The 13,730-nt window shown below is 72.3% G+C and carries 12 protein-coding genes; 10 read left to right on the top strand and 2 right to left on the bottom strand.

Translation table 11 applies throughout. From position 1 onward, the window contains the following. Window positions 1–49: 49 nt before the first annotated feature. The gene (locus tag MHO01S_RS12945) at window positions 50–673 is read right to left on the bottom strand and encodes a TetR/AcrR family transcriptional regulator (protein ID WP_061782406.1); all 624 of its coding nucleotides are present in this window, start codon (window positions 671–673) and stop codon (window positions 50–52) included. Between the two features lie 76 nt (window positions 674–749). On the opposite strand from MHO01S_RS12945, the gene MHO01S_RS12940 reads away from it, so the two are divergent. Genes MHO01S_RS12940 through MHO01S_RS12920 form a run of 5 tightly spaced genes read left to right on the top strand, consistent with a single transcriptional unit; the run spans window position 750 to window position 6,815 of the window. After that, complete coding sequence (locus MHO01S_RS12940) at window positions 750–1,811, top strand: agmatine deiminase family protein (protein ID WP_061782410.1); 1,062 nt, start codon at window positions 750–752, stop codon at window positions 1,809–1,811. Further along, entirely contained in the window at window positions 1,808–3,520 is a 1,713-nt protein-coding gene (locus MHO01S_RS12935) for an amidase (protein ID WP_061782405.1), read from the top strand. The genes MHO01S_RS12940 and MHO01S_RS12935 overlap by 4 nt, the downstream gene beginning before the upstream one ends. Beyond that, complete coding sequence (locus MHO01S_RS12930) at window positions 3,517–4,908, top strand: pyridoxal phosphate-dependent decarboxylase family protein (protein WP_060960224.1); 1,392 nt, start codon at window positions 3,517–3,519, stop codon at window positions 4,906–4,908. The genes MHO01S_RS12935 and MHO01S_RS12930 overlap by 4 nt, the downstream gene beginning before the upstream one ends. A 45-nt stretch (window positions 4,909–4,953) precedes the next feature. After that, entirely contained in the window at window positions 4,954–5,436 is a 483-nt protein-coding gene (locus MHO01S_RS12925) for an Lrp/AsnC family transcriptional regulator (RefSeq protein ID WP_060960225.1), read from the top strand. Further along, window positions 5,433–6,815 carry an aspartate aminotransferase family protein gene (locus MHO01S_RS12920; protein WP_060960226.1) on the top strand — a complete coding sequence of 461 codons (1,383 nt, stop codon included), beginning with the start codon at window positions 5,433–5,435 and terminating at the stop codon, window positions 6,813–6,815. Before MHO01S_RS12925 ends, MHO01S_RS12920 begins: the two co-directional genes overlap by 4 nt. 33 nt (window positions 6,816–6,848) lie before the next feature. Here MHO01S_RS12920 and ald read toward each other — a convergent pair whose 3' ends face one another. Continuing rightward, the gene (gene ald, locus MHO01S_RS12915; protein WP_060960227.1) at window positions 6,849–7,922 is read right to left on the bottom strand and encodes an alanine dehydrogenase; all 1,074 of its coding nucleotides are present in this window, start codon (window positions 7,920–7,922) and stop codon (window positions 6,849–6,851) included. A 168-nt stretch (window positions 7,923–8,090) separates the two neighbouring features. On the opposite strand from ald, the gene MHO01S_RS12910 reads away from it, so the two are divergent. The 5 genes from MHO01S_RS12910 (at window position 8,091) to MHO01S_RS12890 (ending at window position 13,693) form a co-directional block, all read left to right on the top strand. Then, complete coding sequence (locus tag MHO01S_RS12910; protein ID WP_061782404.1) at window positions 8,091–8,537, top strand: Lrp/AsnC family transcriptional regulator; 447 nt, start codon at window positions 8,091–8,093, stop codon at window positions 8,535–8,537. Window positions 8,538–8,750: 213 nt separating this feature from the next. Next, entirely contained in the window at window positions 8,751–10,115 is a 1,365-nt protein-coding gene (locus tag MHO01S_RS12905) for an APC family permease (RefSeq protein ID WP_255266099.1), read from the top strand. A gap of 79 nt (window positions 10,116–10,194) precedes the next feature. Beyond that, window positions 10,195–11,112: an ABC transporter ATP-binding protein gene (locus MHO01S_RS12900; protein ID WP_060960230.1), complete on the top strand. Its 918-nt coding sequence runs from the start codon at window positions 10,195–10,197 to the stop codon at window positions 11,110–11,112. Continuing rightward, window positions 11,109–12,725, top strand: a complete 1,617-nt coding sequence (locus MHO01S_RS12895; protein ID WP_061782403.1) for an ABC transporter permease — start codon at window positions 11,109–11,111, stop codon at window positions 12,723–12,725. Before MHO01S_RS12900 ends, MHO01S_RS12895 begins: the two co-directional genes overlap by 4 nt. A 149-nt stretch (window positions 12,726–12,874) precedes the next feature. Beyond that, window positions 12,875–13,693 carry a pyruvate, water dikinase regulatory protein gene (locus tag MHO01S_RS12890; RefSeq protein WP_060960231.1) on the top strand — a complete coding sequence of 273 codons (819 nt, stop codon included), beginning with the start codon at window positions 12,875–12,877 and terminating at the stop codon, window positions 13,691–13,693. The last annotated feature ends 37 nt before the right edge of the window (window positions 13,694–13,730 follow it).

The raw sequence follows: 13,730 nt of genomic DNA, 5'->3' as shown, positions 1-13,730 counted from the left end.
AGAGAGCGAGCGAGAGATCGCGGAATCCCGCGACCGCCCGAGGCCACCGTCAGGCCCCGTCGAGCGCGTCCGCCTCCACCCCGAGCAGGCCCGCGGCCGCGCGCAGCACGGGCGCGACCGGCTCGATCCCCGGCCCCCAGCCGACCAGCGCGTGGGCGCTGAGACCGTCGATCATCGCCAGCAGGTGCCAGGCGAGGGGCTCCGGATCGGCCGCAGGGATCGCCCCGGCATCCATCCCCCGCACGATCTCGTCGGCGAGCGCGCCGCGCCAGGCGTCCATCGCCGCCCGCACCCTCTCGGCGAGCGGCGCGTTGCGCGTCCCCAGCGCCCACGCCTGCACCCAGACGAGGGTGACGTCGCGCCGGGCGGGATCCAGCGTGGTCCGCAGCAGCGCGCCGATCCGCACCGGCGCGGGCGCGTCGGGGAGGAGCGCGCGCACCTCGTCGAGCTCGCCGGCCACGATGTCGAAGAAGGTGTCGGCGACGAGGTCGTCCATGCTCGGGATGTAGTGGGCGACGAGTCCCGACGCCACCCCCACGCGCGTGGCGACGGCGCGCAGCGTCACCGCGTCCAGACCGTCGGCGAGCGCCAGGTCGTGCGCGGCCCCGGCGATCTGCTCACGCCGCTGCTCGGCGCTCAATCGCGCGCGTGCGGTGGTTGACGTCTGCGGCATCCGCTCGCTACCCTCCGATGAGTTGATCATGTGATCAATAAGCTACTCCAGGACCGGACGAGAGTCGAGGATGCCGATGAGCTGGCGGATGCCGAGCGAGACCGCGCCGCACGCGCGCACGTGGATGGCCTTCCCCGTCGAGGGGCCGACCCTCGGCGAGCGCGATGCCGACCGCGACGAGGGCTACGCCGCCTGGACGGAGGTCGCCGCGGCGATCGCCCGCTTCGAGCCGGTGACGATGGTCGTCGACCCCTCCGAGCTCGCGCGCGCCCGGCGGATGCTGCCCGGCGACGTCTCGATCCTGGAGGCGCCCGTCGACGAGTTCTGGATGCGCGACCACGGCCCGACGTTCGTCGTCGACGACGAACGTCCCGGCGTCCTGGGGGCCGTCGACTGGATCTTCAACGGGTGGGGAGCCCACGACTGGGCGCGGTGGGAGCGCTCGGCGGAGCACGCCCGCCTCATCGCGGCCGAGGTCGGCGCCGAGCTCGTGTCCTCCACGCTGGTCACCGAGGGCGGCGGCTTCCACGTCGACGGCGAGGGCACGGTGCTGCTGACCGAGACGGTGCAGCTCGACCCGCGCCGCAACCCCTACGCCGACCGGGCCCGCGTCGAAGCGGAGTTCGCCCGCACGCTGGGCACGACGAAAGCCATCTGGCTACCGCGGGGGCTCACGCGCGACTACGACGACTTCGGCACCAACGGCCACGTCGACATCGTCGCGACCTTCCCCTCCCCCGGCCGCGTGCTGCTGCACACCCAGCGCGACCCCGCGCACCCCGACCATGCCGTCAGCGGGGCCCTGCACGAGCTGCTCGCCGCGCAGACCGACGCGGCCGGACGCCGCCTCGAGGTCATCGAGCTTCCCGCGCCGGCGACGCTGCGCGACGGCCACGGCGACGACGAGGGCTTCGTCGACTGGAGCTACGTCAACCACCTCGTCGTGGACGGCGGCGTCATCGCCTGCGGCTTCGGCGAGGAGAAGGCGGATGCCGAGGCCCGCGCGATCCTCGCCGACGCCTACCCGGGACGCGAGGTGGTCACGGTCGACGCCCGCCCGATCTTCGCCCGCGGCGGCGGCATCCACTGCATCACGCAGCAGCAGCCCGCACTCGGCGGGCAGGAGACGCCGCGATGATCGACGTCGTCGAGGCCACCATCGCCGACCTCCGCGCCGCGCTCGAGGACGGGCGCGCGACGGCCGTCGAACTCGTCGAGGCCTTCCTCGCGCGCATCGACGCCTACGACGGCCCCGACACGACGACCGCCCTCAACGCCGTCGTCGTCCGCAACCCCGACGCGCTCGCGGAGGCCGCGGCCTCCGACGCGCGCCGCGCCCGCGGCGCTGCGCTCTCGCCGCTGGACGGCATCCCGTACACCGCGAAGGACAGCTACCTCGTGCGCGGCCTGACGGCAGCCGCGGGCTCCCCCGCCTTCGCCGAGCTGGTCGCCCAGCGCGACGCGTTCACGATCGAGCGCCTGCGCGCCGCCGGTGCGATCTGCCTCGGACTGACGAACATGCCGCCGATGGCCAACGGCGGCATGCAGCGCGGCGTCTACGGGCGCGCCGAGAGCCCCTACTCCCGCGACTGGCTGACGGCGCCGTTCGGCTCGGGCTCGTCCAACGGCTCGGGAACGGCGACCGCGGCGTCTTTCGCGGCCTTCGGCCTGGGCGAGGAGACGTGGTCGAGCGGCCGCGGGCCCGCCAGCAACAACGCCCTGTGCGCCTACACGCCCTCGCGCGGCGTCATCTCGACGCGCGGCAACTGGCCGTTGGTGCCCACGATGGACGTCGTCGTGCCTCACACCCGCACGATGGCCGACCTCCTGGAGGTGCTCGACGTGGTCGTCGCCGACGACCCCGACACCCGCGGCGACTTCTGGCGCACACAGCCGTGGATCCCCCTCCCCGCCCCCTCGGCCCTGCGACCGGCGGATTACCGGACGCTCGCCTCCGGCGCCGCGGTGGCCGGACTGCGCCTCGGCATCCCCCGGATGTACGTCAACGCCGATCCGGATGCCGGGACCTCCGCCGCACCCGGCATCGGCGGCCCGACGGGGCAGCGGATCCGGACGCGTGCCTCCGTGATCTCGCTGTGGGAGCAGACGCGCGCCGCACTGGAGGCCGCGGGCGCCGAGGTCGTGGAGGTCGACTTCCCCGTGGTCAGCAACTACGAGGGCGACCGCCCGGGCGCGCCCACGATCGCGACCCGCGGGCTCGTCTCGCCCGCCTACCTGCGCCGCGAGATCGTCGACCTGTCGGCGTGGGCGTGGGAGGACTTCCTCGCCGCGAACGGCGACCCCGCCCTGTCCTCGCTCGCCGCCGTCGACGGCGCCCGCATCTTCCCGCACCCGGCCGGCGCCCTTCCCGACCGCTACACCGGCTTCGACGACGACATCGCGACCTACCCCGACTGGGTGCGCGCCCACCCCGGCACCTCCTGGCGCGACATGCCCGAGCTGGAGGAGGGCCTCCGCGGCCTCGAGCGCACCCGCCGGCTCGACCTGGAGGCTTGGATGGACGATCGCGGCCTCGACGCCGTCGTCTTCCCCGCCGTCGCCGACGTCGGCCCCGCCGACATGGACGTGAACCCCGCCTCCGCCGACCTCGGCTGGCGAAACGGCGTGTGGGTCGCGAACGGCAATCTCGCCATCCGCCATCTCGGCATCCCGACGGTGACGGTGCCGATGGGACTCCTGGCCGACATCGGGATGCCGGTCGGGCTGACGATCGCGGGACGATCCGGCGACGACGTCGCACTCCTGCGCCTCGGCTGCGCGATCGAGACACTCACCCCCGAACGACCGGTGCCGCCGCGCACCCCCGCCCTGAAGGACCGCACATGACCGATGCCGCCCGCATGCACGACGTCACCGCCGAGACCCGCCGCATCGTCGATCTCGTGCTCGACTACTCCCGCGAACGCCTGCTCGCCCAGGACACCCCGCTCGACAAGCCGCTCTCCGCGGCGGAGCTGAGCCGGCTCGCCGGTCGGACGATCTCCGAGGACGGCGTCGGCGCGGAGCGCGCGCTCGGTGTGTTCACACACGTGCTCGCCCCGGCCTGCATCACCACCGACGACCCCCGCTACCTCTCCTTCATCCCCACGGCCCCCACGAAGGCCGCGGCGGCATTCGACCTCGTCGTGTCGGCGAGCGCGCTCTACGGCGGCTCGTGGCTGGAGGGCGCGGGCGCGGTGCACGCCGAGAACGAGGTGCTGCGCTGGCTGGCCGACGAGTTCGGCCTGCCGGCATCCGCGGGCGGCGTCTTCGTGCAGGGCGGCACGCTCGGAAACCTCTCCGCCCTCGTCGCGGCGCGGGAAGCCGCGCGCGCACGGCACGCCGAGGCGGCAGCGCCCGCCCCCGCGCGCTGGGCCGTGGTCTGCAGCTCGCAGGCGCACTCCTCGATCGCCTCGGCCGCCCGCGTCATGGACGTCGACGTGATCACCGTGCCGACGGATGCCGACGGCGTGCTGCGCGGCGACGCGGTGGCCGCGACGCTGGCCGACGTACACGAGCGGGTGTTCGCCGTCGTCGCCACGGCGGGCTCGACCAACTTCGGCATCGTCGACGACATCGCCGGGGTCGCCGCCGCGGCCCACGCGCACGACGTCTGGCTGCACGTCGACGGCGCCTACGGCCTGGCCGGCATGCTCTCGCCGCTGGCCCGGCACCTGTACGCGGGGGTCGAGCACGCCGACTCGGTCATCGTCGACCCGCACAAGTGGCTGTTCGCCCCCTTCGACGCGTGCGCCCTCATCTACCGCGACCCCGAGCAGGGCCGGCGCGCGCACACTCAGCACGCCGAGTACCTCGACACGCTGACCGACCGCTCCGACTACAGCCCGTCCGACTACGCCGCGCACCTCACGCGCCGCGCGCGGGGGCTCCCCCTGTGGTTCTCGCTCGCCACGCACGGCGCCGCCGCCTACCGCGAGGCGGTGAGCGCGTCGATCGTGCTGGCGCGCCGCATCGCCGACGAGATCGCGGCGCGCCCCGGCTTCTCGCTCGTGCGCCAGCCTCAGCTCGGCGTCGTCGTCTTCGAGCGCGACGGCTGGACCCGGACCGAATACGAGGCCTGGTCGCAGCGCCTGCTCGACGTGCAGCACGCCTTCGTCACGCCGTCGAGCCACGAAGGCCGGGCGAACGCGCGGTTCGCGATCCTCAACCCGCGCACCACGTTCGAGGACCTCATCGGCATCCTGGACACCATGGAGACCCCCGAGAGCTTCTGAATCAGTCTTGATTATTCACTGCCGCGATTGATATCGTCGCGGATCATGCCTCAGACGACGGAAATCGCAGCTTCGCGTCGACAGACCCTGGATGCCGCATCCAAGCTGATCATCGAGCAGCTGCAGGAGGACGGCCGACGTCCCTACGCGGAGATCGCCAAGGCCGTCGGCCTCAGCGAGGCCGCCACGCGCCAGCGCGTGCAGAAGCTCGTCGACCAGGGCGTGATGCAGATCGTCGCCGTCACCGACCCGCTGCAGCTCGGCTTCGCCCGCCAGGCGATGATCGGCATCCGCGTCGCCGGAGACACGCGCGGCATCGCCGCACAGCTGTCGACCCTGCAGGGGGTCAGCTACGTCGTGTCGACGGCGGGTTCGTTCGATCTGCTCGTGGAGGTCGTCTGCGAGAACGACGACGACCTCATGGACCTGCTCAATGAGCAGATCCGCGCCCTTCCCGAGGTGGTCTCGACCGAGACCTTCGTCTACCTCAAACTCCACCGTCAGCTCTACAACTGGGGGACACGATGACCATCGACGACGCCGACCTGCAGGCCAAGGCCCGCGACCACCTCTGGATGCACTTCGCACGCCAGTCGGTGATGACGGAGGGCCCCGGGGTCCCCATCATCGTCAAGGGCGAGGGCCACCACATCTGGGACTCCCGCGGCAAGCGCTACATCGACGGGCTCGCCGGCCTGTTCGTCGTGAACGCCGGCCACGGCCGTCGCCGCATCGCCCAGGCGGCCGCGAAGCAGGCGGAGGAGCTCGCCTTCTTCCCGCTGTGGTCCTACGCGCACCCGTCCGGCATCGAGGCCGCCGACCGCATCGCGCACCTCGCGCCCGGCGACCTCAACCACGTCTTCTTCTCCACGGGCGGCGGCGAAGCGGTCGAGACCGCGTTCAAGCTCGCCAAGCACTACTGGAAGCTGCAGGGCAAGCCCACCAAGCACAAGGTCATCTCCCGCGCCATCGCCTACCACGGCACGACGCAGGGCGCCCTCGCGATCACGGGCCTGCCGGTCATGAAGCACATGTTCGAGCCCGTCACCCCCGGCGGCTTCCGGGTGCCCAACACGAACTACTACCGCGCGGCGGAGTCGGGGTTCGGCGGCGGAACCCCCGAGGAGTTCGGCGTGTGGGCGGCCGACCGCATCGAGCAGATGATCCAGTTCGAGGGCCCCGAGACGGTCGCCGCCGTCTTCCTCGAGCCCGTGCAGAACGCGGGCGGCTGCTTCCCCGCTCCCGCCGGCTACTTCCAGCGGGTGCGCGAGATCTGCGACCGCTACGACGTGCTGCTCGTCTCCGACGAGGTCATCTGCGCCTTCGGCCGCCTGGGCCACTACTTCGGCGCGCAGGCCTACGACTACCAGCCCGACATGATCACGTTCGCGAAGGCCGTCACGAGCGGGTACGCGCCGCTCGGCGGCACGATCGTGAACGACCGCGTCTACGAGCCGTTCGCGCACGGCGACCTGTCGTTCCCCCACGGCTACACCTTCGGCGGACACCCCGTGTCGGCCGCGGTGGCGCTGGAGAACCTCGACGTGTTCGAGGAGGAGAAGCTGCTGGAGAACGTCCGCGAGAACTCGCCGGTCTTCCGCGCCACGCTGGAGAAGCTCCTGGACCTGCCGATCGTCGGCGACGTGCGCGGCGACGGCTACTTCTTCGGCATCGAGCTGGTCAAGGACAAGGCCACCAAGGAGACCTTCGACGACGCCGAGTCCGAGCGCCTGCTGCGCGGCTTCCTCTCCAAGGCCCTGTTCGACGCGGGCCTGTACTGCCGCGCCGACGACCGGGGCGACCCCGTCATCCAGCTCGCCCCGCCGCTGACGATCGGACCCGCCGAGTTCGACGAGATCGAGCAGATCCTGCGCAGCGTGCTGACGGAGGCCTGGACCCGCCTCTGACGGGCATCCCGCGCCCGCCGGGCGGGAGTGGTGTCACCCCAGGATGCGGGTGTCCACCACCTCGCCGCCGCGGATCGACAGGCCGGCGCGCAGCGACGCGTCGGCCTCGAGGGCGGCGTCGGTGCCCAGGTCGGCGAGCGCGAGCGTGTAGCGCAGCGTCGCGTTGGTCAGGGCGAGGGTCGAGGTGAGCGGCACCGCGCCGGGCATGTTCGCGACGGCGTAGTAGATCGCGTCGTGCACGCGGTAGGTCGGGTCGGTGTGGGTCGTGGCGTGGGTGCCCTCGAAGCAGCCGCCCTGGTCGACCGCGATGTCCACCAGCACCGAGCCCGGCCGCATCCGCTCGACCATGTCGAGGGTGACGAGCTTGGGCGCCGCGGCGCCCGGGACGAGCACGGACCCGATGACCAGATCGGCGTCGGCGACGAGGTCGACGATCGTCGAACGGGTGGACACGCGCGTGTCGACCCGACCGTCGAAGCGCTCGTCCAGGCGCCGCAGCTGCGGGATCGACAGGTCGACGATCGTCACGTGCGCGCCGAGGCCGACCGCCATCTGCGCGGCGTGGGTTCCGGCGACACCGCCGCCGATCACGACGACACGGCCGCGCGGCGTGCCCGGCACTCCTCCCAGCAGGATGCCGCGGCCCCCCGCCGGACCGAGCAGCTGCTGCGCGCCCACCTGCACCGACAGGCGCCCGGCGATCTCGCTCATGGGCGCGAGCAGGGGCAGCGAGCGGTCGGGCAGCTGCACCGTCTCGTAGGCGATCGCGGTGGTCCCGGCATCCAGGAGGGCCTGCGTCAACGCCGGGGCGGCCGCCAGGTGCAGGTAGGTGAACAGCGTCAGGTCCTCGCGGAGGAAGCCGTACTCGGGGGCGATGGGCTCCTTGACCTTGACGAGCAGGTCGGCCGCGCCCCACACTTCGGCGGCGTCGGCGACGATCTCGGCGCCGGCGGCGCGGTACGCCTCATCGCCGAAGCCCGACCCGACGCCGGCGCCGCTCTGGATGAGCACGCGGTGGCCGTGCGCGGCCAGCTCGTCGACGCCGGTGGGCGTCATGCCGACGCGGCGCTCGCTGTCTTTGATCTCTGCGGGAACACCGATGATCATGGCGGGACTCCTTCGTGCTGGTCCACGGGCGGGTGAGGTGGAGCGGTGCAGCGCGATCACGATGTCAGTCCCGCGGAACCTCGACAAGATCCACCGAAGATTCGTTGACATCGGCACGTTCCACCGAAATAGGATCGGCGCATGGTCGCATCAGGCTCGAATGATTCGATGGATGCCGCTGACCTCCGACTCATCGACGAGTTGCGGGCCGACGCGCGGCAGCCGCTCAGCCGTCTCGCGACGACCCTGGGGCTGGCGGCGTCCACCGTCCACGCGCGGATCGCGCGACTCGTCTCACGCGGCGCGATCCGCCGCTTCACGATCGACGTCGACCCCGCGGCGCTCGGCTACCGCACGGAGGCGCTCGTCTCCGTGCGCATCCGTCCGGGGGCGCGGGCGCAGCTGACGCGCTTCGCGGAGGAGCTGCGCACCCACCCCGACGTCGCCCAGTACTTCTACGTCGCCGGCGCGGAGGACTTCGTGATCCACTTCCGCGGACGCGACAGCGCGGACCTGCGCGCCTTCGTCACCGACCACCTCTCGACCCATTCCATCGTCGCGGCGACCAACACGAGCCTCATCTTCGAGCGCACCGACGGCCTGCGCGGCGTCTGAGCCCGCACCGTTCGTCCGCGCGGACGCGATCCCCGGTCGAATCGTCCGGACATGGCGCCGACGCGTCATCCGAGGTGACGGCGACGCTACACAAACGAAACAGGCCGACCCTAGTATTCGAGCACCCGAAAGACCTCATCATCAGGAGGAATCACGAACGAGTCACTGGCCGCCACGTCGGCATCCTCGCGCTCCGCCACCCTCGCACGCTCGCTGGGGGTCTGGTCCATCGTCGGTCTCGGCCTCGGCTACATGACGCCGACGGTCGTGTTCGACACCTTCGGCAACGTGGCCGTCGAGACCAACAACGTCGTCCCCGCCGCCTACGCCCTCGCCCTCATCGTCATGGGCTTCACGGCGATCAGCTACGGCAAGATGGTCGGGGTCATCCCGAGCGCCGGCTCCGCCTACACGTACGTGCGCGAGTCGATGCATCCGAGCCTCGGCTTCCTCGTCGGCTGGACCTCGCTCATCGACTACCTGCTGCTGCCGATGGTGAACGCGCTGATCCTCCGCAGCTACATGGAGGCGCTGTTCCCCGACATCCCCGGCTGGGTGTGGGTGGTCGCCTTCACGGCGGGCGTCACCGGGATCATCTACCTGACGATGCGCGGCACGTCGAACGTCAACATGATCCTGCTGATCTTCTCGATCGTGGTCATGGCGGTGTTCGTCGTGATGGTCATCGTCCAGCTCGTGCAGGGCGCCGGCGCCGGCACGGTCGCCTCGGTGCAGCCCTTCTTCCACCCGGAGGTGGAGTTCGGCGCGGTCCTGGCCGGCGCGACGATCGTGTGCTTCTCGTTCATCGGCTTCGACGCGGTGACGATGTACGCCGAGGAGGCGAAGAACCCCAAGACGATGCCGCGCGCCATCCTGCTCACGGTGCTCGTCGGCGGGGCGATCTTCCTCATCGCGGCCTACTTCACGCAGCTGCGCTTCCCGTCCCACGAGGCGTTCCCGCCCGAAGCGATCGCCGACTCGACGCTGCCGGAGATCGGCTCGCAGGTCGGCGGCATCGTGCTGCAGTCGGTGCTGACGGCGGCGGGCTTCGCGGCCACGCTCGCGTCGTGGCTCGCCTCGCACGCCTCCGTCGCGCGGATGCTGCTCGTGATGGGCCGCAACGGCGTGCTGCCCAAGAAGTTCTTCGGCTACATCAGCCCGCGCACCCACACGCCGGCCTTCACGGTCGTCCTGGTCGGCATCGTGAGCCTCGCGGCCATCGCGTTCACCCTCGACCAGATCGTCGACTACATCAACTACGGCGCCCTCATCGCGTTCACCTTCGTGAACATCTCGGTGATCGCCTGGTTCGCGATCCGCCAGGGACGACGCCACACACCGCGCGACGTCGTCAACTACATCGTGATGCCCGCCATCGGCATGGCGCTGACCGGGCTGCTGTGGGTGAACCTCGACGACCACGCGCTCATCGTCGGCCTCATATGGACGGGCCTCGGTCTGCTGTACCTCGTCTTCCTGACGCGGGGCTTCCGCCGGCCGGTCGTCTCGTTCGACGAGAACCAGCCCGTCACCGGCTTCAACAAGATCGTCGAACCGGGGCCGCGCTCGCAGATCTGAGCGCCGTCCCCGACGCACCGGGGGAGAGGGCGGGTGTCGCATCTACCGCGGCACCCGCCCTCGGCGTAGCATCCGGCGCATGACCGCCGTCATCCGCACGGACGCCCTCACGAAGCACTACGGCCGCGTGCACGCCCTCGACGGGCTCGACCTCACGGTCGACGAGGGCCAGGTGCACGGCTTCCTCGGCCCCAACGGCGCCGGCAAGTCCACCACCATCCGCATCCTGCTCGGGCTGGCGCGGCCGACGTCCGGCTCGGCGACCGTGCTCGGCGGCGATCCGTGGGCGGAGGCCTCCCGCCTGCACCGCCGCATCGCCTCCGTCCCCGGCGACGTGAGCCTGTGGCCGAACCTGTCCGGAGGCGAGGCGATCGACCTGCTCTGCCGCCTGCGCACGGGCGGCGGCGGGGCGGATGCCGCGGTGCGACGCCGGCTCTGCGCGGACTTCGATCTCGACACCCGCACGAAGGGCCGCGCGTACTCGAAGGGCAACCGTCAGAAGGTGGCGCTCGTCGCGGCCTTCGCCGTCCCCGCCGACCTGTACGTCTTCGACGAGCCCACGAGCGGCCTCGACCCCCTCATGGAGGTCGTCTTCCGTCAGGAGGTCGCCCGGGTGCGGGATGCCGGGGCCACCGTGCTGCTGTCCAGCCACATCCTGTCGGAGGTCGAACTGCTGTGCGACCGCGTGTCGATCGTGCGCGGCGGTCGCATCGTGGATGCCGGGACGCTCGCCGAGATGCGCCACCTCACCCGGACGGAGGTGTCGTTCGTCGCGACGGATCGCGCGACGCTCGCGGCGGCGCGCACGGTGCCCGGCGCCGAGGACGTCACGCAGGCCGCGGGGCGGATCTCGCTGACCCTCGCGAGCGACGCCGTCGCGGCGGCGCTGCCGCGCCTGGGCGCGCTGGGCGCCGAAGGGCTGCGGGTGGCTCCCCCGTCGCTCGAGGAGCTGTTCCTCCGCCACTACAGCGCACAGCCGGCCGGGGGATCGCGGTGACGACGCCGGCTCCGCTCCTGCGCCAACGCCTGCGCCGCGATGCCGTGCAGCTGAGCGTGTGGATCGGGGGCACCGCCGCCCTCGCCGCGGCCGGCTACCCCGGCGTGCGCGGCTCGTACGGCGACGAGCAGGAGCGCGTGGCGCTGTTGGCGACGGTGATGGCCAATCCGGTGATCCTGCTCTTCCGCGGGCTGCCGTCGGGGGCGGGCGAAGCGCAGATGGTCGCGTTCCTCCTGCTGCCGTGGCTGCTGCTGCTGGGAGCGCTGATGAGCTCGTTCCTCGCGGTGCGGCACTCCCGCGGCGACGAGGAGGAGGGTCGTCTGGAGCTGGTGGCGGCGACGCCGGCGGGCCGGTCCGTCCCGCTGGCGGCGACGGTGGTGCACGGGGCGGTCGCCGCGGCGGTGCTGGGCATCGTGGTGAGCGCCGTGTTCGTCGCCAGCGGCGCTCCCGCGCTCGGATCGGCGCTGGTCGGGGCGGCCTGCCTCGTCGTGGCGCTCGTCTTCCTGGGCGTGGGGCTGGCGGCGGCGGAGCTGCTGCCCACCGCGCGCGGCGCGAACAGCCTGTCGGTCTGGGTGCTGCTCGGATGCTTCGTCGTCGCGGGCGTCGGCAACGCGCTCGGCACCCCGAGCGACGACCTCACCCGCATGACGAGCTCGGGCCTCGCCTGGGCGTCGCCGTTCGGCTGGGCCGAGAACGTGCGCCCCTTCGACGCCGACGATCCCCGGCCCCTGATCCTCGGCGCGGTGGTCGCGGCGGTCCTGATCGGCGCGGCGGCGGCGCTGCACGCCCATCGCGACCTCGGGGCCGCCTTCCTCCCCGAGCGGCGCGGTCGCGCGCACGCGCGCCCCGCCCTCGCCTCCCATCTGGCGCTCGTCGCCCGCCAGAGCCTGCCCTCCGTCATCGGCTGGACGGCGGCGGGGGTGCTCGTCGGCGTCCTCTCGACCTCGCTGGGCTCCGTGGCCGACCGGATCGGCGACGACAACCCGGCGGTCACCGCCGTCCTGCAGGCCCTCGGGGGCGCCGGCGCGGATCTCGCGCGGGGCCTCGTCGTGGTCTTCTTCGTGATGCTGGGCGTCTTCGCGGCGTGCGCGGCGACGCAGACCGTCGTCCGCGCCCGCCAGGACGAGACCCGCGGCACCGCCGAGCTGCTGCTGTCATCGGGGGTCGCGCGCCGGCGGTGGCTGGGCGATCACGTCGTCGTCGCGCTGGTCGCGGCGACGCTCACCCTCGTCGGCGGCGTCCTGGGGGCCGCCGCCGGCGCCCAGGCGGCGAGCGACGGCGCGGGGCTGGTACGGGATGCGGCGATCGCGGGGGCGGGTCAGCTGGTGCCCGCCTGGCTGTTCGCGGGGCTGGCCGCCGTGCTCGTCGTGGTGCTGCCGCGACTCGCGATCCCGACCGCGTGGGCCCTCGTCGCGATCGGCGCCGTCGTGGCGCTCTTCGGCCCGCTCTTCGGGATGAGCGCGGCGCTCGTGGACGTCGCGCCGTTCGCGTCCGCGCCGGTGCCGACCTCCGACGGCGTCGATCTCCGCGGCATCCTGCCCCTCGCTCTCGCCACCGCCCTCGCCGTGGCCGCCGCCCTGCTGGCGATGCGGCGCCGCGAGCTGCGCGCCTGAGGGCCGCACCCGATCGCGACTTCCTGACAGAGCCGCAAGAACAGAAGTTCTTTACGCGCCCAGCGCGCAGAGGGAAGGGTCATCTTTCGTAGCCTCGGAACAACCGGTCGATCGGCCGGTCTCCCCCCGAGGCGACGAGGAGCACCCGCGTGACACCCACGACGCCCCGCGCCGCCTACTTCGTCTCCGACTCCACCGGCATCACCGCCGAGACGCTCGGCCGCGCGCTGCTCGTGAACTTCCCCGGGGTCACGTTCCGCCGCCACACCGTGCCGTTCGTCGACTCCGCCGAGGGCGCCGCCGCCGTCGCCCGCGAGATCGACCGCGCCGCCGCGGCGGGTGAGGAGCCGATCGTGTTCCACACCGTGCGCTCCCCCGCGGTGGCCCGCGTGCTGGGCGGAGCACGGGCGACCCACATCGACCTGCTGAGCGGCCACCTCACCGAGCTCGAAGCGGCGCTCGGCACCACGGCGTCGGAGCAGCTCGGCTCGTTCCACACCGTCGGCGACACGGAGCAGTACTTCGCCCGCATGCGCGCCGTCGAGTACGCGATCGAGCACGACGACGGCCAGAGCATGCGCGCCCTCGACCAGGCGGACGTGCTGATCGTCGCACCGTCGCGCTGCGGCAAGACGCCGACGACCATGTATCTGGCGCTGCAGTACGGGCTGCTCGTCGCGAACTACCCGCTGACCGACGACGACTTCCCCACCGAGGGGCTGCCACGAGCGGTCGCCCCCTACGCCGCGCGCTGCTTCGGACTGACCACGACGCCGCTGCGCCTCAGCCAGGTGCGCCACGAACGGCGCCCCGACTCGACCTACGCGAGTCTCGCGCAGTGCACGCTCGAGCTGCGCCGCGCCGAGGACCTCTACCGCCGCACCCACATCCCGTTCGTGAACTCGTCGACCAAGAGCGTCGAGGAGATGTCGGCGGTGATCATGCAGTCCCTCAAGCTCCGCACCTGAGCGTCTCACCCCTCCCCGCGCCCCCTCCCACCGAAAG

The organism is Microbacterium hominis NBRC 15708 (assembly GCF_001592125.1).
GTDB lineage: Bacteria > Actinomycetota > Actinomycetes > Actinomycetales > Microbacteriaceae > Microbacterium > Microbacterium hominis.
Note: the sequence above shows the minus strand (reverse complement) of the source record. Positions and strands in the feature narration are given on the sequence as shown.